Genomic DNA, 21,536 nt, shown 5'->3' with positions numbered 1-21,536 from the left:
CCGCGCGTGTCACCAGCGTGTCGCCGCCGTGCTACGCGACGCATCGGGGGTTCTGTCAGGACAGGCCGTCCGCCGAGGGGGCTGGTCGAGTTCCTCCCATGAGAGACCAAGCAGATCACAGAGCCCTTCAGAGCGCAGGCGGTGCTGTTCAGCCACCGCAGGAACGCCGAGCGCGGCGTGGACGCGGGCAAGCGCGGCGTGACCACGTGCCTGCCAATACTGCTTCGGCGACACCCGTGTGCCACCGACGTGCACGTCACCACGGATCACGCCAGCCTGAACCACAGCTCCAGTCGTTGTAGCCGACACCTCGTTGTCGGTCATCGCCTCAGTTGGTCGCACCAGACAGTCGGAATCCTGCCGAAGCCCTTGGTAGTTCGTACTCGATTGGGGTGAGGTAGCCGAGGGCGGAGTGCCGTCGGCGGCGGTTATGGAAGATCTCGATGTAGTCGAAGATCGCGTTGGCCAGCTCCACGCGGGTCTTCCATCGTTGACGGTTCAGTAGCTCGATCTGCATCGATGACCAGAAGGATTCCATCATCGCGTTGTCGAGGCCGTCACCGACTGTTCCAAATGATGGCAGCAGACCGGCTGAGCGGATCTTTTCGCCGAAGACCCAGGAGGTGAACTGGGTTCCGTGGTCGGCGTGGACGATGCCGCCGGGCTCGGGGCGCCGGTTTCGGATGGCCATGTCGAGTGCGTTGACTACCAGGGTTGAGTCCTGTTTGGAGTCGATCGACCAGCCCACGATTCGACGGCTGAACGTGTCCAGAACGGCCGCGCAGTAGAGCCACCCTTCTCTTGTCCTGTGCTGGGTGATGTCGGTGACCCATAGTTCATTCGGTTTCAGTCGATGGAACTTGCGGTTCACCAGGTCGTCGGCGGTGGCCACACCGCGGAGTCGTTTGACTCGTGCTGGACCGGGGAGGCCGTGCAGGCCGGCCTGGTTCATCAGCTGCCAGACAGTGCGTTCGCAGACGGTGACGCCCATGCCCAGAGTGAGTTCGGCGTGGACCCGTCGATGGTCGTAGGTACCACGAGAGGCGATGTGCACTTCGCGGATCACGCCGGTCAGCCAGCGACGTCGTAGCTCGGTCGGCGTCGTCGGAGTTCGTTTGGCTTTGTAGTAGTTCTGTCTGGCGATCCCGAGGACGCGACAGCATCGGTCAATGGGGATCCCGGCGTCGGCAAGCCTGTCGATCACCGGGTAGAACCTTTTGGGCGAGGGCGATCCGTCCCCAGGAACGTCGCTGCCTGACGCACGATCAACAATTCGGTTTCCAGCTCCCGAATCCGTTGTCGAGCGGCACGCAGTTCGACGGACTCGCTGCTCGGGGTGCCGGGAATCTCACCCCGATCGATCCGGTCCTGCTTGACCCACTTCGACAACGTCACCGGATGGATACCCAGGTCGGCAGCAGTCTGCTTCTGCTCTCTACCAGCCCGAACAAGCGCGACGGCACGCGCTCGGAACTCGGCGGGGTACGCACGGGGCACAGTGCACAGCCTCTCGAACAGGCCGCCAGTTAGCCACCAACTTCGGAACCCATCCAGTAGGGCAGGTCATCAGCGGCATGAACGCTTAGGTATCGCGAATGTGTTCATCAGGCCGTGCTCCCCATTTGCTCCCCGCAACGACAAACGGCCCGCCGATGGAATCCATCGACAGGCCGTCTGATCAGGTAAAACACACTGTGGGCGATACTGGGATCGAACCAGTGACCTCTTCGGTGTGAACGGATCCTGCCGAGTGTCAGGCCGTTGCGTCGGTCTCAGCAGGGCTGCCCTAACCTGCGTGAACGGCCGCGGAGCATCCCAGGCTGTTGTATTCGTCTCGCTGGAGACGGCCTGTTTCAGCTACCGGTTTTACTACCAGTCGAGGTTTCGAGCTCCTCGCTTCAGCATGTCTGTTGGTCTAGTTGTGCTGGTCTTCGAGGCACTCGCTGCAGAACGAAGTACGTAGACTTGAGTATTACCTGGGATGGTGTCGGTGCGCTTGAAGTGATCAAGGGCACTGAACTCGTTGTTCGCCGGCGCATGAAGGTCGTGGAGCTCTGAACAGGCAGAATCAGCCTGTTCAGGGGGCATAGTCGAGATTCAGCTTGAGTTCCTCCTCCAGGAAAACGAGATCTACACCTGCTTGAGTGGCCATATCTCGATAGTGCTGGGCATTGTCGACAGCATCGCCGTGCAGGATGACGACAGCGGATCGCTCCTGCTCGGTTGAGTGGTTGTTCATGGCGGCGAACAGTAGATCTCTGAAGGAGCGCTCGGGTCCCCAGCAGACGTACCTGGAATTTGATCCGTCAGATGCCAGGCAGTGGTACGGCCTGAGGCCTTGGGAATCGGGCACCACGTACCAGCTTGGCCCGCAAGCTGCGGCAATGACTTCTTGCGGTGTCTGATGCCGCATGCGGACGAGGTGTTGATATCGCCCAAAACCTTTCAATGCGTAGTTGAAGTGGCGGTTTAGAGTATCCTTCATCCAAGCTCGCGTGCCCTCGAGGGTGAAGTAATTCTGCAGTACGCCGCCGATTGCTGGGTCGTCAACCAAAGCGCTGAGATCCCGCATCCGAGCCGATCCGCTGAGGTTGTGCCAGTTCACGGCAATGGCGTGGTTGAACAAGCGCTCGACGACTTCGAAGGCGACATCGGCAGGGAGCGGATCGTTGAGTGGGTTCCCGACTCGCTCGATGTCCGCGGCTGATCGCGGATTCACACTCACACTCGTCAGTGCGGCAGCCTTCGTGACGAACTCGGACGGGGTGAGCATGAAGAACCGGGAGCCCGCCCGCTCCCGGAACTCTGCGGCGAGTTCCGGCCTAGGGCCTCGTAGGTCGCTCTTGACCCTGGACCACCAATCGTCCTTCACGTCGCTCGTCACCAGTAACACGTCACACTTGCGTTGCTCAGCCTCGCGGAGGAGCTGTTCCCAGACGAGGTAATCACCGGCTCGTAGGTCTTCGTTCGTCTTGTCGGCGTCGAGGAACCCAGGCGGTTCCTGCGCCGCGATTCGGCGCTCGGCCTCGATGAGCGCCGCAGCGTGATCTTCGGAGGGCAACGCTGATCCGACTCGGTTCGCTAGGGTTGACGCCAAGGTGCTGAGGATAGTGTCTGCATTGGTGTCTCGGGCGTGTTCCGCGGCATCGTCAGCCGCCTGCGCGATCATCGCCTCGCGTACCGTCCGAAACGCTGTCTCCAGCTTGTCCATGAGGTCGGACTTGCGTGCGTCGTCCAAAGCAATCTTCTTGCTCCACGCCGACACAGCGTTCTCCGCGGTCTTGTTCGCCTTCTCGAGCAGCTCGAGAGATTCTCTTGGGCCATCGTTGAGGCGGTCGAGGGTGGACTCCCGGTTGCGCCAGAACTCCCGCATGACCTGGTGCGGGATCCACAGGTTCCCTCCGAGGCCCTGCATCACCGCTATGAGGTCGCGCCGAGTGGTGCTGTTGAACCGGTAGAGGTTCAGCAGCACGTTCGCGTCGAAGACCACGAGGCCGGCTTTGAAGATGCGGCGGTAGTCGTCATCGCTCGGCGTGCGGTAGTCCTCGAACCCGTCGAAGATCCCTCCTACCGTCGACGAGACGTTTGGTTCCACGGGCCCCCCTCAGAACGCGGATCGCGAACAGGCTATCGATCTTCATGCGGCTTGTGGGCGATACCGCGAGAGTCAACGACTCTTACTGCCCACGTGGAATATGTGCGGTTTGGATGTGTTCGTCGTAACGGATTTGGTAGGTATTGACGACGTACAGCCCGTCAGCAGGTGACCGAGGGGGCGCGGTTGCGGGAGCCGAGGAGATGGTGGCAGGAGGTCGAGGCGCGCGACTGGACGGCATTTTCCCAGCCGGACGACCTCGTTCGTGAACGCTACACAGCTCTGCTCGCAGCTCTTGAAGAGCTCTCCACGCGTGCTCCGATGTCGACTCTCAGTGAGATCGCGCTCCAGGCGAAGTTGGTCGGGTACCACGATCCGTTGGGTGAGAACGATCTGAGGTCAGCGCTCGACCAACTCGCAAAGTGGGGGTTCGCAGAGCCCTTTCGTGACTATGCGGCGCCCGTGAGGAGCCTTCGCGGCGTGATCGTCCGGCAGGAGTCGTGGGCGCTGACCCGCAAAGGCAGAGGTGTCGTTGCGGCGGTTCGGCTCGCGGTGGTCGATGCACGGCGTGCGCTGCAGTTGCCTAGCAGGTTGCTCGATGGTGTCGAGAGCACAGTGCGTGCGCTACTGGATCATGTCGAGAACGACTGTGGGAGGCTTCCGGCCGATCTCAACGACGTGCGGACGCGAGTCGACGAACTTCAACGTGTAACGGCTGACTTCTACTCGGCGCTTGCACAGATGGTCCAGTCCGACGTCACCGATGACGACGTCTTCGGAGCGAATCGCGACAGGGTCATCGAGGCGTTGCGTCAGTTCCCGCGCGAGTACGGAAGAGCTCTGAGGCGGGTGGAGTCGGCCCTCGATGATCTGTGGGCAGTCGGCTTCCATGCCGTTGTGGAGGCGGCCGTGCACCATGCGGGTTTGATCGACGCCGCCGACCAGCAGAACTGGATCGAAGAGCGTGTGCGAAGGCTGTCTGATCTCGGCGCGTGGTTTCAGCCCGACGGCACGATCCATCAGTTGATCGAATCCGCCACCGGCGCCGTGCACACGTTGCTGGTCGCCATCGATCGCCGCTACAGCGCCCGCCGCAGGGGATCTGATCTCGGACACGATTTCCGCATTCTGGCCAGGAGCCTGCACGGACAGGCAAACGACGGCGAGGCCCGGCGCGTGTACGCGGCCGCGTTCGGTGACTGGTCCGCATGGCACGCCGTGACCCGCGAAGCAGAGGAGGACGTGCTGTCGGGCACGGCCGCGGGAAGTCGTGCGCGGCACCACGTCGAGGTCACCCTGCGCGAACACGAGCGGCACGGGAACCCGAGTGGACGCCCGCGGAAGGTTGTGGACACGAGCCAAGAGCGTGAGAGCGCGATGAACGACGCGATGTCACAGGCAGCCGAACGGAGCCGGCTGGCCGGCCTGCTCGTGACTGATGCGGAGGTGGGCCTTGACCACTTCTCGGGAGTCGCGGCAGATGCGGCCGCTGTCCTGTTGCGTGCGGTTGAGGTCGCGCTGACCCGGCTCGACCCGGTGACCGGATGCGGACAGGCGTACGCGGATGGCGCGAGCTTGGAAGTTCTTGTCCGCCTAGGGACACCAGGCAAGGTCGTGCAGGTACGGCTGGCCGGCGACGGTGTGCTCGCAGCGCCGGACATCCGGATACGAGTGCGGCGCGCTGCCGACCTCGTCAAGAAGGATGGGACCGCGTGAGCTCCCCGCGTGCGCTGGCGCCGGAGCTGCGGGAACCCGCGCGGAAGATGATCGCCACCGGCCGAATCCGCGCTGAACAGGATGTGGAGCTGTACCGCGCGGCGGTGCAGGGACGCCGCGAACTGACCGAGTTCTTCCAGTCCGAGCTCGGCTGGGTGGTGGAGGTCGACGAGTCCGCCGAACTGGTGAGACTGCACAAACGGCGCGTTGACGTGCCTGAGGATCGAGGCCCGATGGTGCCCCGCGATGGGCGGCCCGCGTCGCTCGCGCCGAAGCAGGTGCTGGTCCTCATCGCGCTCGTCTGCGAGCAGCTCTGGCGAAGGCCGAGGATGAGCCTGCGGGAACTGATGCAGAGCATCGCTCAGGTGTGCGCGGCCGAGGCTTCAGTGGGTGGACTGCCCCAGTTTCGGATCGTGGCCGCTGATGGTGCGGGAAAGGCGGAAGCCCGATCGAACCGGGGCAACCTCGTGGACGCGCTCAAGATTCTCGTGAACGAGGGATCGATCACCGTGGATGCGGATCTCGACCGGGCACTCGGCGACGACGAGACCGACATGGTGGTGAGTGCTTCCCGGGAACGCCTGGCACAGAAGTTCTCCTCGCTCTCGCCGGCGCTCCTAGGGCTGGAGAGCATGGCTGTGGAGCGGCACGCTGATGCCCTTTCCTCGGAGGCGCTCGCTGACGATGTGGACGACGAACCGACGCTCGACGCCCGGAGGTTTTTCGCGGTGCGCCGCCTGATCGACGATCCCGCGACCGACCCGTTCGACAGCCGTGCCGCAACTCCGTACCTGACGACGCCGGCGGGCCGCGATCGCGCTCTCGAAGTGATCACCGCGCTTGGGTTCACAACGACCGCGCGTCGTGACTGGTGGGAGACGACCGATCCCACCGGGGTCGGTACGGCGATCGACTTCCCCAACGGGAGGCGCAACGAGCGGCAGGCGGCGCTCGCTTTGCTGGACGCGGTGAAACACCGAGCGGACCCGCTCGGCGAGATGCACATGTCGGAGATGATCGCGCTCTTCGAAGACGTGCGAGTTGGCCAGCCGCGCTGGGCCGCCGCCTACGAGGACCGCCTGCCGGCGCTGGCGAGGGCCGCTGCCGCTGAACTGGTGGCGGTTGCGCTGCTGGCGCCCGTGTCACAGGACACTTGGCAGCCCACTGCGGGCATTCATTTCTGGCGCGTGGCCGTACGCCGCAGTGCGACGAACACGGGGGAGGTTGTCGAGCGATGAGCATTACAGATCATCCTGTGACGAGGTTGACCGCGGTGCGTGATCAGCCCGTCGTCGGTGAACCTGCCGCAGAGGGCCGCTGGCAGCCGACTCGCGCCGGCGCGGTCAACTCGTGGGCGTGGGCCGACGAGTTGCTGGTGTTCGCGGACGGTTGGATGACGCTCACGGGCCCGAACGGATCAGGCAAGTCGCTGACGGCGTCGATGCTGGTCACCCTCCTGATTGACGGTGACACCTCCCAGACCGCGTTGTCGGTGTCAGGCAAGGCTGCGGGCACGCTGACCAGCAGGCACACCGATCGCAACGACCGTGAGGACCGGACAGGCGCCTGGTGGCTCGAGTATGGAATGCGAGACGAGGCCACCGGTGAGAAGACCTACCTGACCACCGGGTTGTGGCTGCGGGCGGTGAGCGGAAACCTCCAGAGGGCGTTCTTCATCGCACCGGGCCGGGTCGGCCAGGAGCTCGTGCTGGCCCAGCAGGGAAACCCGGTGCGTGTTGACGAACTGGCTGCTCAACTTGCCACTGCGGACGGAGAACTGTTCACGTCGGTCGCGTCGTTGAAATCGAAAGCGTCCGGGCACCTCACCGCGATCGGTGACGAACCCGGCTACCGCAATGCCGTGCGCACTCGGCTCTTCGCTCCGCTGGACGAGGTTCAGTTCGATGCGCTGGTCGGCGTGTTGCGCAGTCTCAGAAGCCTGCGAACGGCTGAGGCGATTCCCCCGGCTCAGATGCGTGCGGTGCTCACCGAGGCGCTCCCCGCACTTGATTCTGAACGACTCACCGTCATCGGTGAGGCCATGGAGCGGATCTCCGAACTGGAGACCCAGCTCGGAGACATGCGTTACGAGGCCAAGCAACTGGTAGCCACAGACAACCGTTACCAGCGCTACGTTTCCGCTGTGGTCGAACTGGAAGCAGCGCAGCTCGCCGCGGCCAACACCGACTTCGACGCGCAGACGCGCCGCACCAGGGACGCGACCGGCAAATTGGAGGCGGCCAAACAGACCCAGGACGACACAGCTCGGCGGCTCAACGAGTTGAACTCCGAGATCTCCACACTCGAAGGGCGACGCGACGCGGCCGATGCGGCGTTGCGTGACCACGCAGGTGCTGAGTTGCCGCTGCTGGAACGCCGGGCACACGAGCTTGAAGTGGAAGCGGGGCGAGCTCTGAGCCGCGCCGAGGAAGCGGAAGAACTCGCCGTCAATGCGGTCGAGCAGGCTACTGCAGCCGCCGACAACGCACACGAAGGCATCGGCCACCTGGCGCAGCTGACGGAGGAGCTTAGAGCCGCATCACGTGAGGTGGGTGCCGACGCGGCTCTTGAGCGCTTGTTCGATGCGACTGCGGTGCTGACCGCTTCGGACGAGCACGCTTTGGCCTCCGTTGACATCGAACAGACGTGCAGCACTCCACTCGCGTGGGTGGTCATGCGAACGGATCAGGTCTCGCGAGTTGAGAACGCCCTGAGCAAACACGCTGAAGTACAGGCACAAGAGCGGTCGTGTGCTGAGGATGTGCGGCGATGTGAACGGGTCGAAGACGAGAGCCGTCAGCGGGCGGACCACTCCGCGGCCGGTCGGCAGGCCGCAGAGAGACGGCTCACCGAGGCGATCTCCGCTTGGGGAAAACGAGCTACGCATCTTGGTGCTGTGCCTGCAGAAGTCGTTGAATCGACGACTTCCGAGGGCGACCGCATGCGGCTGGATCGGATCAGCGCGTGGATCACCGACGCGGCGAACTCCGCTCGTTCCCGCATCGACACTGCCGGTCGTCTGACGGCTGCGGAAACCGCGAAAGTCCTTCTGGAGCAAGCACAGCAAGCACTCGTCGCAGCCCGGAGCGATGAAGCTGAGGCCGTGTCCACGATCGATGCAACGGCCCACGATCTGGAGTCCACACGCGACCGAGCACGTCTCGAAGAGGAGGATGACGAGGAGAGACGCGCTGCCGCGACCCGCACGTACGAGTCCGCGGTTTCCGTTGCGCAGCAAGAGCTCGCTCAAGCCGACCTGGCTGCCGCTCAGGCACGAAGCGCCGCGGACCGTTCCGCCGTGAACTGGGCGGAGGATGCCCTGCGGTGGCGCGGTGGTGCGCGGTTCCTGACCGAGGTCGCCCTCCCCGAGCCGGAACCGGGGGTCGATCCGTTCACTGCCCGCCTAGCGGTGGAACAGGAGCACAACGAGACGAGCGGCCGTCTCAACGTCTTCCTGAACTCCGCGAGGACGGACGTCGAGCGTGCTCGAACCGTTGTCACCGGAGTCGAGTCGAGGCTGCTCGCGGCGCGTCGTGCGGCTCCAACGCCGGCACCGCCGCCGTGGCGCACGCGTGACGACGGCCCAGGAGAGCCGTTGTGGGCCTTGGTGGACTTCGCTGATGACCTTACGCCCGCCGAGACGGACTTGATCGAGGGCGCTCTCCTGGTCGCAGGGCTCCTCGATGCGCTCGTGACGCCTGACGGTGTGGCGGTGGCAGGCGATGTCGTCATCACCGCGGACAACCCGGTGACCGGACGCAGTCTCGCCGACCTGCTTCGGCTGGAGGTTTCTCCTGCTGTTCCCGCGGATCGCATTGAGGCCTTGCTGCGTTCGATACCGGCGGATCACCTCCTCGAGCGCGGCCACGTCAGCACGGGTGTGCTCACCGCGGCCGCCCCGAACGGCTACCAGGCCGAGTTCATCGGGCGCACCACCCGCGAACGCCGACGCCTGCGGCTCGTCGCCGATCTGGAGACGGAACTGGACGAGGCCGTTGCCGCGTTGAGTCGTGAGGAGGAAAAGGTCGCGACATGCGAGTCTGACATCCTCGTCGCGGCGGCTGAGAGGGATTCCTTCCCGTCATTCTCCGCGCTGATCGGTGCTCGCGAAGAAGCGGCACGGCTGCTGTCCGAAGCGAGTGCGACGCTGAACCGCACGACGCGCCGAATCGCGGAAGCCGAGCAGGCACGAGCTCGGGAGTACGCCGCGTTGGAGTCTGCGGCCGCCGCACGCGTCGCGGTCATCGCCGCCGCCGTGGAACGGCTTCGGCACGCTGAGCGCATCCTTGACACGGCCGCGCGCAAGACCGCGGACGCCATGCGCTTGGAAGACGACCGCGCACAGCGTTCTGCGGAAGCGTCCGACGCGTTGGATCGGGCGGTGCGGGCGCAGCGCGAGGCGGACGACGAACGGCAGTCCTTTCCTGCCTTCGATGACGTCCGAGCCGCTGGCGCCGAGGAGGACCGGAACGCTGAAGACCTCCGCCGGGCCGGCGCGGCTGTGCTCGCCGCGGCCGAGCGCCATCGTGATGCTGGTGAGGAAGTGCGGCAGGCGCTCCGTGAACTCAACCACGCGGCGTCGCTGCCGGATCGAAGTCTCTTGCCAACACAATCTGTTGGGTTGAAAGCGCACGGCTCGTGTGTCGTACGCCTGGGACACCAGGTCGAACTCTGGCGGCACGCCGCCGAACGTTCCACCGAACTCGTGCGGCAAGCACGCATCGTCGCAGCGACGGCCGCGCAGCGCGCGGCGGCGTCCGGCAGGGCCAAGGACGAAGCGGAACTTGCGAAGCTCACCGCAGTTCGGGAAGCGGCCACCTTGGCTGAAACACGCCAGCTGCACGGCGCCGAGTACGAGGAGCTTCGTGCGACTAGGGAGAAGATCGGAACTGAACTGGCCGGCACGAAGAACGCGGCCGTGGTGATGAGTGACGAGAACAAGAAGGCCGGCGAGGCCGCGGCTGCCGCTCGCGCCACCCTCGAAGGCATCGCACCTCAACGGGAGGCCGCTGAACGCAGGCGCGACGACTGCGTCCGGCAGATCGGGAAGCTCGTCGACGAACGCCTGGCCACCATGCCGGAGGACCTCCGCGACGAAGCCGGCAGACCTGCCCACCTCACGGCAGCGCTCAGCTGGGCCAGACGCCTGTTGCAGCACCATTCCGGTGGATCCGATCGGCTGGAAACGCTGCGTCAAGCACGTGCGCGTGCGCTGACGCAGCTCGAATCGACCGCCCGTTCCACCAGCACCGCATTGGCTCGTTTCGACCGCCAGGTCGTGATGGAGACCGTTGAAGGAACCGATTGGCGCCGCGCAGTCGTTGCGGATCCGGGCGCGGGACGAGGCGAGGACCTGCACATCGCGGTCGGGAAGCTGGAGTCGACCGCGGCGCAGCTGGAGGAAGACCTGCGCGACGACGTCAAGCGCACCTTGAAGACCAGCCTGTTCACTCAGCTCCGCCGGGACATCCTGGTGCGCATGGACGCCGCGAAGGAGCTGGTTCGCCAGATTCGCGGGACCCTCGCGGAGGTGCGTACGGGCGTCGCCGACGTGGGTGTCCAGGTCGAGTGGGTCGTGCGGGAGGAGGACGACGCCAAACGGATGGTCAAGCTCATCGGCCTGCCGCAGTCGGACGACGTCTTCGAGGACATGTACACCGTGCTGCGCAACAGGATGAACGAGAAGGCCGGCGATTCGTGGAAGGACCGCGTCGCGCACACCTTCGACTACCGGTCGTGGCACGAGTGGAAGATCTCCGTCACCCACGCGTCGTTCACCGGGCCTAACCAGGAGCGGTTCCGCGAGGTCAACGCGCGCTCCAACCCGCTGGAGACTCTGTCGACGGGGGAGCGGCGGCTCGCGACCATGCTGCCGCTGCTCGCAGCGGCGTGGTCGATGTACTCGGGAGCGGACTATCGAGGGCCGCGGTGGATCTCGATCGACGAGATCGATGCTGCGTTCGACGAGCCCAACCTGCGGCAGGTGCTCGCACTCCTGCGGTCGTGGCAGTTCGACGTACTGGCGACCGCTCCTTTCATCACGCCGATGATAAAGAAGGAGGCCGGGCGAGTCGTGTTGCACGAGGTCGTCACCATTGGAAAGAAGCGGATCACTGTGCCATGGCTGTGGAGTGGCCGGGGTGAACCTCAAGTGCTGACGCTCGACCTCGTCGTCGGGGCGAGCACCCCGTGACCCTGTCACCAGCGCACCTGGCACAGGACGAAGATCTGGCTCCCCTGTGGAAGGCAGTTCACCAGCGACTGTGCTCGGGCGCCCGGCCGGAGTCCGTCGTGTCGGTCCGAGTCGACGGGCTTTCACGCGCAGGCACCGCGCTTCTCCGTTCGTGGGTGGACACGACGACACGTCGTAGCCGCACTCGCTCGGCCGTCGTCGTCGAAGGCGATGTGACGATCGTCCCGCTGCGCGAAGTGTTGGTGACTCTGGCAGTGCCCGTCAGCGATCTGGTGACGCTGGTGGAACTGGCGGTGGGGCGACCGGTGATCGACACCGCAGCGTTGCGCAGGCAAGCGTCGTCGCAACGCCGAGATCTGTGGTCCGAAGTGGAGTTCCACCTGCCGAACCTTCCGGTCCTGGTGGCGCGGATGCGAGCCGCCGGAACGGACGACGAGGCGGCAACGCGGCGTTTCGTTCGAGCTCTCGCCGAAGTCGTAGCGGCGTTACCTCTGGATCCGCCAACTAGCCTCGCCAAGCTGGCTCACGACTCTGCCGGCGATCCGCACTACTTCGACCTCGACCGAATCGCTGGCGCGAGACTTGTTTGCGCGGTCGCTGAACGGTCGGCCGTGCCTGAGCCGACGCGACCTGACCTCGTTCGTGCGCTCCTGGCCGAGGTGGGCATCCTCGCGGACCGGTTGTCCTCGACAATTCTGCTGCACCAGGTGCGGGTCGTCGGAGATGGTCCAACGGACCGCCGCTTGCGCGATGCGAGCACCCCGATCCCCGTGACTCTCCTCGATCTGACCGTTCATCCGCCGACGTTCGCCGTGCAGACGCTCACCGTGGTTGAGAATCCGTCGGTCCTCGAAGCCGCGATGGAGCGCAAGAGCCCACACGCCTTCGCATGCACGAGTGGACAGCTCGGCAGCGTCGACCACGCCCTTCTTCAGCTCGCCGCCGACCAGGGACTGACCCTGCGCTACGCGGGTGACCTCGACGCCGCCGGTCTGCAGATCGCCCAGCAGGTCGTGACGACCTACGGTGCCACCCTCGTGGCCATGTCCGCCGACGTGGTTCGGTATGCAGGGGCGGACTCGTCCGCTGTGTTGTTCACGTCGCCGCCGGAGTGGATCGGCGACGACTTGTATGACGCCATACGTGCCACCAGCCGAGTCGTCTATCAGGAGCACGACGCCGTGCTGGAACAGCTGATAGGGCCGGGCGAAAAGCCGTCCGTGACGTAGGCGGGCGAGTTGGTTAGAGCACCTTCGCCTGCTACTTGCGCTCAGACGATCTGCCTGCAGGGTGCCAGAACTCTGCACTCGCCCGCTGAGCTGCAGTGATCGGGTTCTGTCGTTCTGACGGCATGATCGTGGATGTGGCGCTGCGACTGCTCTACCTCGTCTTTGTCCAGCTAGGTGGCTGGTTGGTTCTGCTCGGCCGGTCATCGGCGGCGAAGGATGTGGAGTTGCTGGTGCTGCGGCATGAGGTCGCGGTGTTGCGTCGTACCCATGGCCGTCCGCGTCTGGACTGGGCTGATCGTGCGGTGTTCGCGACGTTGGTGCGGCGGCTGCCTGTCTGGTTGCGGAAGCACCGGCTGGTGTCTCCGGGCACCGTGCTGCGGTGGCATCGGCGCCTGGTCGCGAAGAAGTGGACCTACCCGAACCAGGCCGGGCGCCTCCGATCGACGACACCGTCGTGGCGTTGATCGAGCGCATGGCGAGGGAAAACGCCGGCTGGGGTTACCGCCGTATTCAAGGTGAACTGCTCAAGCTGGGCCACCGGGCGGCTGCGTCGACTGTCCGCCGCGTACTCCGGCGTCTGCGGATACCGCCCTCGCCGACTCGGGATACTGACACGTCGTGGCGGCGGTTCCTGCGTGCTCAAGCGGCGAGCATGCTGGCGTGCGACTTCTTCCACGTTGACTGCGCCGTCACGTTGAAACGGGTGTACGTGTTCTTCGTGATGGAGGTCGGCACCCGCTACGTCCATATCCTCGGCACTACCACCAATCCTGACGGGCGCTGGACCACCCAGCAGGCGCGCAACCTCCTCATGGTTCTTGACGATCGGGTCAGCGACTTCCGATTCCTCATTCGTGACCGGGCGGGCCAGTTCACGGCGTCGTTCGATTCCGTTCTCGCCGACGCCGGGATCGACGTCGTAAAGATCCCGGCGCAGTGTCCGCGGGCCAACTGCTACGCGGAACGGTTTGTCGGCACCGTCAGACGAGAGCTCACAGACAGGCTGCTCATCATCAACGAGCATCACCTCAAGTCAGTGCTGAACCGCTACGTGTCCCACTACAACCACCGACGACCACATCAAGCGCAGCACCACGCCCCACCGCGACCCGACCTCCCGATCGCAGAGCCGGGCTGCAGGTCCGTACGTCGTCGGCGAGTGCTTGGCGGCTTGATCAACGAGTACGAACCTGCCGCAGCTTGATCCGCAGGTCAGGCCTGTTGGGCCACGTTTTGGCACCCCACAGGGTCAAGACGCTCCGCGGCGAGCTCTTGGACCGCACGCTGATCTGGAACGAGGCCCATCTCCGGCACGCGCTGCAAGCGTACGAGCAGCACTACAACCAGCACCGCACCCACCGATCCCTCGCTGCCGCAGCACCCTTGCGAGCCCGACTCCAGCTCCTTGGAGCTGACCGGATCGAACGCCTCGCGGTACTCCGACGGGACCGTCTCGGTGGAGTCCTCCACGAGTATCGGCATGCCGCTTGACCTGTGCGGACGAAATTTGGCACGCACAGGGTGCCGCAAGGCACAAGGTCATCAGGGGTAGTGGCGTCGACCGGCCTCCGACCACGACCATTCGACCATCGCCGTGATGAGGAGATGGACGGTAGCTCCGTCCATGGGGTCGATGTCATCGAGTCGGCCATGTTTGTGGCGTGCAAGCTCGAGGAGCGGCTTTCCCGGAGCAGGAAGTTGTTCCGACAACGGTTCGACGACGTTGAAGACCTCGGCGTGTCGATAGGCCGCAGCGGCTACGGCGATCGCCGGGAACGGCTCGTCACGGGCAGCAGCCCACGACGCCAGGAGGCCTGCCAAGCCGTGTGGGAACGTGCCTGACTTGTTGCGAAGAAGGTTCCAGACTTCCTCGGCAGGCCGCGAGTTGGACAACGCGGCCTCGTCGAGCAGCGCGGGGGTTATCGCCGGCCAGTTGTTGATCGGAACTGCACGCAGGACAGGGAACAGGCGAGACGCGAAGAGCGAGGCGCTGATCACTTCGTCTGCTTGGCTCAGCCCAACCGCAGAGTGGCCGATGGCCAAGAACTCCGCGGTGGAGTCTTCGTCCGTCAGCAGGTAGGTGTGGATTCCAACCCCGAGGGTCGAGCTCGGGGGCTTTGCGTTCCAGTGCAGGCGGCCGTTGTCGATGCTCACAGAGGTGAGTAGGTCCTGGAGTTGGAGCGGGTCCAAGCCTGCTTTCCAGAGCGCGACACAAGAACTCCAGTTGTGTTGGCAGTCGTCGAGCCAGATGTCCGCGAGCTCGACCGGTTGTCCGTCGGCGATGATGAGGCGCAGCATTAACAGGTTCGCGGAGTAAGCGGCCAAGGTGCGGATGTGGTTGCGTTGCAGGGATTGGTAGGCGATGTAGCGCCTCGGTTCGGCGCGGGTCGGGAAGTCGCGGATGAGCGTGTTCACCGTGTGAGTCAGGTTCGAGACGTCCTGATCGACTCGGAACATGTGGGTCAGGAAGCCCGTGATCGGCGAGCGCCGGGAGAGCGGTTGATGTGAGAGCAGCGCGAAGAGCAAGTCGTCATCAGGTTTTGTCCTGCCGCGCAAAGCTGTGACGGCCGCGATCTCTGCGACGGTGTCGTGTAGTTGTGATGCCACAAGATATTCGGCGAAGGTGGCGTGCAGAAACTCGTAGCTGCGCTGCTGCGTCGCTGAGGTGGTGGCGGTCGCGGTGTGCACGAAGAAGAACTGGCCGAGTACGTGTTCGCCAGAGGTCACTGGTTCTTCAAGGTTGGTCAGGTCTGCCGTGAGTTCGGCTTCACTGATGTTCTGGCTGGCACGGTTGAACATGCCGAGTGCGGCGAACGCCAGCCTGCGAAGCAGATCAGGCACCGTTTCGGTGACGTTCGGTTTGTCAGGTCGTGCCACCTCGCGCTCCGCATAGGCTTCCAGCAGTCTCTTGTAGAGCTCGGCTTTGGAGAGGTCCGTGCGCAGTTCAACGCCAGGGTCGGAGAAGTAGAGCGCCAGCATCAGCAGCAGTAGCGGCTGTCCGGCGATGTCGCGTTGGGCGAGTGCGACGTTGAGCGGTATCAGGCGAGTGGAGTCGCTGGTGTTCACGCGGTTCCACCGCGAGAGCCACTCCTCGATCTGCGAGTCGTCGAAGTCTTTGATCTTGACAATCGGGCATTCGTCCGGAATCGGCACGCGGTCGGCGACCACTGTGCGGGACGTGACGACGACCGCGAGGGGACGATCGAGCACGGCTTCCACACGTTGAAACTCGATGACATCGTGGAGGTAGCTCTGGCGGCTGTGCGAGCTGGCCTGGAGCAGTTCGTCCAGGCCGTCCAGCAGGACCACCCGGATGCTGTCCTCGGACTGGTCGGAGAGCTCCGCCCACGAGACACGTCCGTTGGTGCTCTGCGCCAGAGCTTCGCGGATCTGCTCGCTGATCGGAGCGTCGGCCTCCACGGCCCTCAGTGGTACCCGCACCACCGTGAATCCCCGCTCGGAGAGACGTGCGGCGAGCACCTTGGTGAGCAGCGACTTCCCGGCTCCCGGATGCCCGAGCACGACCAGCGGGCGTTCTGTCGCTTCGAAAGAGGTGAAATGCCGTGCAAGCACGAGTTCGAGATCGGAGCCGGTCCGGTATTCCTGCTCGTAAGTAGGGCTGATGAAGATCTCGTCGACAGTGGGGAACGTGAGTCCGCTCCCGTATCCCTGGGTGTCCACCACCGGCCTGCCTAGTTCGCTCCGGTTGACGGCGGCGATGGTCGTGGCCGCGCCACGCGCGGGCGGTCCCGGCTGCAACAGCGTCTCAAGGCGTCCCAGGGCGGTGTGCGTGTAGCTGTGCTCGATCTGGTCCGCCCACATCGCGAACTCCGGCACCTTCGTCTTCAGCTGATGGTAGAGGTATCGATAGCGCTCTCTGGTCTCGAACGGGATCCTGTGCAGATCGTTCTCGCCTGCGTCACCGAGGACCGTCTCCATGCCCTGCTGTATCGCGGAATGTGCCCAGGCCTCGACGTGCTTGGCGACTTTGTCGAAGTTCGCTGTTGCGGAAGGGGCTGGCACCGGCGCGGTGTAGATGTGGTGCAGGAGGGCGTGGTTCGGTTCGCTCAGGTCCAACGTGCCCTTGAGCCGCACGTCCAAGAGATCTCGGACCGCATCGAAGAAGGCTGTTGCCACGATGATCGTGTGCGCTGCGATGACCAGTTCGTGGCGTTCGAGACCACGCTTGTCGGCCATCCTTGAGGTAACCGCGTCCACTCCTTCGCGGAGAAGACGCATCGCCTCGTTCTTCTGGTCGATCCATCCCCAGACTGCACTGAGCGGGTTGGTCGCCGGTATGCCTCCGGCGGTAAGGATGGCGCCGCCGAGCAGGAGGTCGAGTGTCTTCACCCAGCTGGGTGTGTCCGCTCCGAAGATCTTCAGCGCGCCACGGAACGAGATCGCCGGATTTCTTGCCACAAGCGAATGTCGCTCTCAGTGAGGTGATCGTTACGGCTCACGCACCGGCGGGAGCCCTGCGGCCGCGGCGGCAGGAGCAGGCTGACCTTGGGTTCGAAGTCGAGCGCGACGTGCGCCCAGACCGGTCCTTGCTGGCAGAGCTCGGCCAGCGTCGTGGTCGGGTGAGGTCTGGAGGAGCTGACCACCGCCGCTTCAGACGTCGCCAGGCGTAACCCCGACGGACTGAATCACGACGGCGACGAAATGCCGGACGAGCAGGCCCCAGCGCTGGTCGACAGCGCTCGCTGAGGACCCGGCGTTCCGGCGTGCCGCCGTCCAGCAGAGCTTGAAGCCGCCGCCGATGGCTTGCCCGGCCTTGCCAAAGCGTTGCAAGGTGCCAACCGTTGGGAGCGCGACGGGATCGTCAGCCACGCGGTACACAAGGTCCGAGAACAGGCAGAAGAATGCGCGGTGTCGCTTGAGCCCCGGCTCGACGAGTTCGCGGCCGAACTGGCGGATGAACCCGAGTTCCGCGCGATCACCGCAGCGACAGCCCGCAAGCGCTACGCCACGGACTGGATGATGGGCCGCGCAGACCGGTTCCGCCTCTCGAGGGGTTCATTGACGACCTCGTCGGCCGAGCCCGCCAAGCCGCGAAGCCTTCTGCTCGCGTGCCTCCGAAGACCTTGGCGCGGAGTGCGGTGGCTGCGGAGTTGCCGTTCAGCTAGAGCATGCCGCGAGGATCTCGACGCTGCGCTTGATCAGGTAGGCGAGTCGGTTGGTCACGCGGCCGACTGTCATGTCCCTCATTCTGTGGTGCTGGAGTCTGAGTGAATGGCCCTGCTGGAGGTCGTCGTCCACCTGCAAACAGGTGGTGGTTCGGGCGTCGGGTCGCCGGTCGACCAGGACGTGGTGGCGTGAAGTCTTTCGGGACGTAACAACGCTGGTCCTAGCGCCGACATCTGCACGGAAGCCGAACAACATCGAGGGGGCGGTGGCGTGTTTGATGGCTTAACCGGATTGAGCGAGGGCTTCGTCAAGGCCGCTTCCGGGTTTTCCGGATCTGCCACGCTGATCGCTCTGGTGGCATTCTTCCTCGAGTTCGTCCGGGGCAGGTCTGAGACCAAGTCCTTCCGGCCTGCGGTCGGCTGGCTCATCGCGGTGCTCGGCTTGTTCGGGGCGATCTCCGCGATCATCGCTTTGCGGGAAAACAACGTATCGCCGCTGAACAGGGATGGTCGGCTCCTTGGGCTGTTCCTGTTGGCATGTCTGGTCATTGCGGTGGCGGGTGGCCTGATGGCTGCTCTTACCCCGTCGGCTGATCGCGGCGCGCTGCGAGAGCTGGCCAGCGCGGTGGAGGCCGCGGTACAGCAACAGTGACGCTGACGACGACTTCGTGCGCGCCAACCACGTTCCGCTCGGCTTCGCGGTGGCCTACCGACATGCGTGGTCCGGGGAGACAGAGACGTCGAACGTGCGGAGGCTCTCGCTGGCGCGGCTGCCCACCGCGTCCGTGTCGGTGTTGGCCGGTTCTGCAGGCAGCGGGAAGAGCGTCTCCCTGCGTCACCTCGTGCTCAACGTATGCCGTGAGGCTGTTCAAGCAAGAAGACCCAAGCAACTGGCTGTATACGTTTCGGTGCGTAGGTTGCCCGCGATCACCGGGTCAATCACGCAGGATGTGCTCTTCCAGCAGATCGAGCAGTCGGTCGCGGAGGACAACACCGTGCTCGGCGACCGCCTCTCCCGCTATCTTTCTGGCGAAGCGCGCGGGACGCGGTGGATGTTCGCGTTCGATCTCGACGGTGAACTGACGCGGGAGCAGCAGGAGCAGTACTTCGAGGCGTTGCGCAACTTCATGCGGCATCGGGAACGGGATCGGGCGATCATTGCCGTCCGCGAAGCCTATCCGGACGCGCAGCCGGTGTTCACGCCTCGCGAGCCATCGAGCCGCCAGGTGAGGGAACTGCTCGGTAGACAGGGCATCCACGACATAGACGATCAGCTTATCCGCGACCGCTCGATGAGAGCGATCTTCGCCAGTCCGGCCATGATCATGCAACTCGGCCCGCACGTGGTGAGTGCTCCGCTGCGCAGTCAGGCCGCGGTGCTCGACGCCTTCGTCGCGGCGCGGCTGAATCGGCACTCCGCAGTCAACCAATCGTCCGAGTCCTTGCGGCATAAGGCAGAGAGCTTCGCGTACGGCCTTGCTTTCAAGACCACTGACCTGGCCACGGATGACGCCGACATCGCTCCGGTGCTCGCCTCGCGGCTAGGACGGATCGAGGGCAGAGGGTTTTCGTTTCGAGTGCCGTTGCTCCTCACACATCTGGCCGCCGCATACCTGGTGCGAACGCGCCCCGTGCTGGACCTGGAACACGCGACGAGCACCGCCGAGACGCGCCGTGTCCTCGTTGAGGCGCTCCGACTCGGCGACGCCGGCTTCAAGGTTTTACTGGTGACCTCTATTCATGATCTCGTCCGGCGTACCGTCTGGGAACAGGCTGATTCGGCCGTACTCCCACCGTTGGGTTCCTTCAGTTGGCCACCGCCGGTGCTGCACGCGTTGACAGTGTTGAGCGAGGCTGACGAACTCGACGACACGAACGACAGTATCGACCGGCTGATCTGGCTTGGCATGTTCGGTGGCGGCCGGCGCGATCGGGAAGCCTCGTTGTCCTTACTGCCGCTGGCTTCGCCAGCCGCGGTCGCGGCACTGCATCGGCAGGCCGTCGTGCTCAAGTTCGACGCGCGAACGACGTCACAGATTGCCGAGCATTTGCGTTGGGATCCAACGGATCCAGACCACACGGCGCTGCGGAACAGAGTGATCGTCATCGTTAACGCGCTGGCGGCGTGGGCCGATGACCAGTTCCTGACGGATCGCCAATCATCAGGTCCCGATCGGCTGCTGGTGCCGATGCTGCAAGCCCTCCTCAACATTGGCAGGATCACGTTGGGCGGCACCGTGGTCCTTCTTTTCTGGCTTGCCGTAACGACACGGCCCGCTACTGGAGCAGCTTCAGTGGGCGGACTTGCCTTGCTGGCGGCCATCCTCCTCTGGTCTCTTCGAAAAGACGCTCAGTCACTAACGGAGCTGACCGCCTCATTGGCCTTCGGCGTCATATGCCTGTTCGGCGCGCTGCTGGGAGCCGTCTCACTCTCTCTGTTCACACAAATTTTTGTCGATCTGTTTGCGCGCAATTTCGGTGCCCTGCCACGTCTGGTCGTCGGGCTGTGGATGTCAAGCTGGCCTCTCGCAACCGCGGCACTGGTCGTTCATGCGCCACATCAACATCAGCACGGATGGTTTCCGCAGCGGCGTCTCAAAGAGCTGTGGCCGTACCGTCATGAGCTTGCTCCGTACACGGGCAGACTGGCAGCACGCTTCCAGCACCTGCGGTCGCCGTGGCGAATCACAGTGCTCGCGGTACTCGGCGTCATCATGGTCGCTCTTCCGATCGACATGCCGATCCGCGGCGAGGTCGAACGGTACTTCGACTACCCCTTGTTCCTCCTCGTGATCGGTGGGACCTGGTGGATCACCATGCGATCAGGCCGGTTCGCAAAGCATGCAGACGCCGCCATGCTCGGCAGGCAGGTCTTCGGCGGCGAACTGACCGAGGCAGGGCTGTTTCAGGAACTCACTGAAGCCGCTGGACGCAGCCACGTCGAGGTCACCAAGCTGCTCAAGGTGCTGGCTGCAGCCCCGCAGGGCGCGCTGCTCCCGTCAGTGCGGATACTCGAGTCGTTGGACAAGCTGCTCGAGTTCTTGGCGCGGACGCTGCCAGACACAGCGAAGGATGCGATCAAACCCGGATTGTGGCTGTATGCGCCGGAAGCGTGCTCGGCTGATCTGCTCGACTGGGCCGCCGCATTCGACCGCAGACACACGGGATTTCTCATCAAACTGGCTAACTCTGACGAGGATCGGAAACTGCTTAGCGGTGCAATGCAATCAGCGACTGCCCAATACGCCATTTCCGTTTCATGACAACAGCTCCTCGGTAAATCCAGGCGTGTCACCGGACGGCAGAATAAACGGTCCATCATGTTCTCGCGCGTCTGCGGATACCGCCCTCGCCGAGCCGGGCTCGTCACGTCCTGGCTGTGTTTCCTGCGTGATCAGGCTTCTGGCATGCTGGCGTGCGACTTCATCCATGTCGACTTGACGGACGACTTGGACTTGGAGGCAGTCGCCGACTGCCGACGAAATCGAGGACCTGAGCCTCAAACAGCCTCGCAGGGAGGCCTGGGCGTGGACGATTCTGGCTTCCTTGAAAGATGACGGCCTGCCGCGAGGATCATGCTTCGGCGCGACCGTCCCCGCAGACCGTCGATGCAAACTGACGCCCGATCGACGAACCGCGACCTCGATGTCGCAGAGGCCAGCCCGCGGTATCTCATG

The 21,536-nt window shown here is 64.4% G+C and carries 12 protein-coding genes and 1 pseudogene; 9 read left to right on the top strand and 4 right to left on the bottom strand.

The window, feature by feature from the left end:
• Window positions 1-328: 328 nt before the first annotated feature.
• Window positions 329-1,497 (bottom strand): annotated as a pseudogene (locus IG04_RS0133920) (IS3 family transposase).
• A gap of 580 nt (window positions 1,498-2,077) precedes the next feature.
• On the bottom strand, window positions 2,078-3,595 hold the full coding sequence (locus IG04_RS44490) for a PIN-like domain-containing protein (RefSeq protein ID WP_051771233.1): 1,518 nt from the start codon (window positions 3,593-3,595) through the stop codon (window positions 2,078-2,080).
• Between the two features lie 168 nt (window positions 3,596-3,763).
• On the opposite strand from IG04_RS44490, the gene IG04_RS0133910 reads away from it, so the two are divergent.
• The 7 genes from IG04_RS0133910 to IG04_RS45805 all read left to right on the top strand — a co-directional run bounded on the left by IG04_RS0133910 (window position 3,764) and on the right by IG04_RS45805 (window position 14,224).
• Entirely contained in the window at window positions 3,764-5,311 is a 1,548-nt protein-coding gene (locus IG04_RS0133910) for a DUF2397 family protein (RefSeq protein ID WP_211257863.1), read from the top strand.
• Between the two features lie 47 nt (window positions 5,312-5,358).
• The gene (locus IG04_RS0133905; RefSeq protein WP_144065761.1) at window positions 5,359-6,549 is read left to right on the top strand and encodes a DUF2398 family protein; all 1,191 of its coding nucleotides are present in this window, start codon (window positions 5,359-5,361) and stop codon (window positions 6,547-6,549) included.
• A 17-nt stretch (window positions 6,550-6,566) separates the two neighbouring features.
• Window positions 6,567-11,504: an SbcC/MukB-like Walker B domain-containing protein gene (locus IG04_RS0133900; protein ID WP_051771228.1), complete on the top strand. Its 4,938-nt coding sequence runs from the start codon at window positions 6,567-6,569 to the stop codon at window positions 11,502-11,504.
• A 155-nt stretch (window positions 11,505-11,659) separates the two neighbouring features.
• Complete coding sequence (locus tag IG04_RS0133895; RefSeq protein ID WP_211257862.1) at window positions 11,660-12,733, top strand: TIGR02679 domain-containing protein; 1,074 nt, start codon at window positions 11,660-11,662, stop codon at window positions 12,731-12,733.
• A 122-nt stretch (window positions 12,734-12,855) separates the two neighbouring features.
• Window positions 12,856-13,197, top strand: a complete 342-nt coding sequence (locus IG04_RS47790) for an integrase (RefSeq protein WP_245816738.1) — start codon at window positions 12,856-12,858, stop codon at window positions 13,195-13,197.
• On the top strand, window positions 13,188-13,937 hold the full coding sequence (locus IG04_RS47785; protein WP_245816737.1) for an integrase core domain-containing protein: 750 nt from the start codon (window positions 13,188-13,190) through the stop codon (window positions 13,935-13,937). Before IG04_RS47790 ends, IG04_RS47785 begins: the two co-directional genes overlap by 10 nt.
• Window positions 13,934-14,224, top strand: coding sequence for an integrase core domain-containing protein (locus IG04_RS45805; RefSeq protein ID WP_211257861.1), 291 nt, complete (start codon window positions 13,934-13,936; stop codon window positions 14,222-14,224). The genes IG04_RS47785 and IG04_RS45805 overlap by 4 nt, the downstream gene beginning before the upstream one ends.
• Before the next feature lie 51 nt (window positions 14,225-14,275).
• Here the strand turns inward: IG04_RS45805 and IG04_RS0133880 are convergent, their stop codons facing one another.
• Together IG04_RS0133880 and IG04_RS0133875 are read right to left on the bottom strand one after the other, a co-directional pair.
• On the bottom strand, window positions 14,276-17,152 hold the full coding sequence (locus tag IG04_RS0133880; RefSeq protein WP_030480819.1) for an NACHT domain-containing protein: 2,877 nt from the start codon (window positions 17,150-17,152) through the stop codon (window positions 14,276-14,278).
• Between the two features lie 192 nt (window positions 17,153-17,344).
• Entirely contained in the window at window positions 17,345-17,563 is a 219-nt protein-coding gene (locus IG04_RS0133875; RefSeq protein WP_144065759.1) for a hypothetical protein, read from the bottom strand.
• Between the two features lie 567 nt (window positions 17,564-18,130).
• Here IG04_RS0133875 and IG04_RS0133865 point away from each other — a divergent pair.
• Window positions 18,131-18,511, top strand: a complete 381-nt coding sequence (locus IG04_RS0133865; protein ID WP_030480817.1) for a hypothetical protein — start codon at window positions 18,131-18,133, stop codon at window positions 18,509-18,511.
• Between the two features lie 16 nt (window positions 18,512-18,527).
• Window positions 18,528-21,122 carry an NACHT domain-containing protein gene (locus IG04_RS0133860; RefSeq protein ID WP_144065758.1) on the top strand — a complete coding sequence of 865 codons (2,595 nt, stop codon included), beginning with the start codon at window positions 18,528-18,530 and terminating at the stop codon, window positions 21,120-21,122.
• Window positions 21,123-21,536 lie beyond the last annotated feature (414 nt).

The sequence above is a fragment of the Lentzea albidocapillata genome, assembly GCF_000719115.1.
GTDB lineage: Bacteria > Actinomycetota > Actinomycetes > Mycobacteriales > Pseudonocardiaceae > Lentzea > Lentzea albidocapillata.
The sequence above is the reverse complement of the archived record's forward strand: the minus strand, read 5'-3'. Positions and strand labels throughout refer to the sequence as shown.

Bases quoted from the DNA above. Each gene is read 5' to 3' on its own strand.
- IG04_RS0133905 (WP_144065761.1), top strand. From the start codon at position 5,359: ATGATCGCCACCGGCCGAATCCGCGCTGAACAGGATGTGGAGCTGTAC.
- IG04_RS47790 (WP_245816738.1), top strand. From the start codon at position 12,856: ATGATCGTGGATGTGGCGCTGCGACTGCTCTACCTCGTCTTTGTCCAG.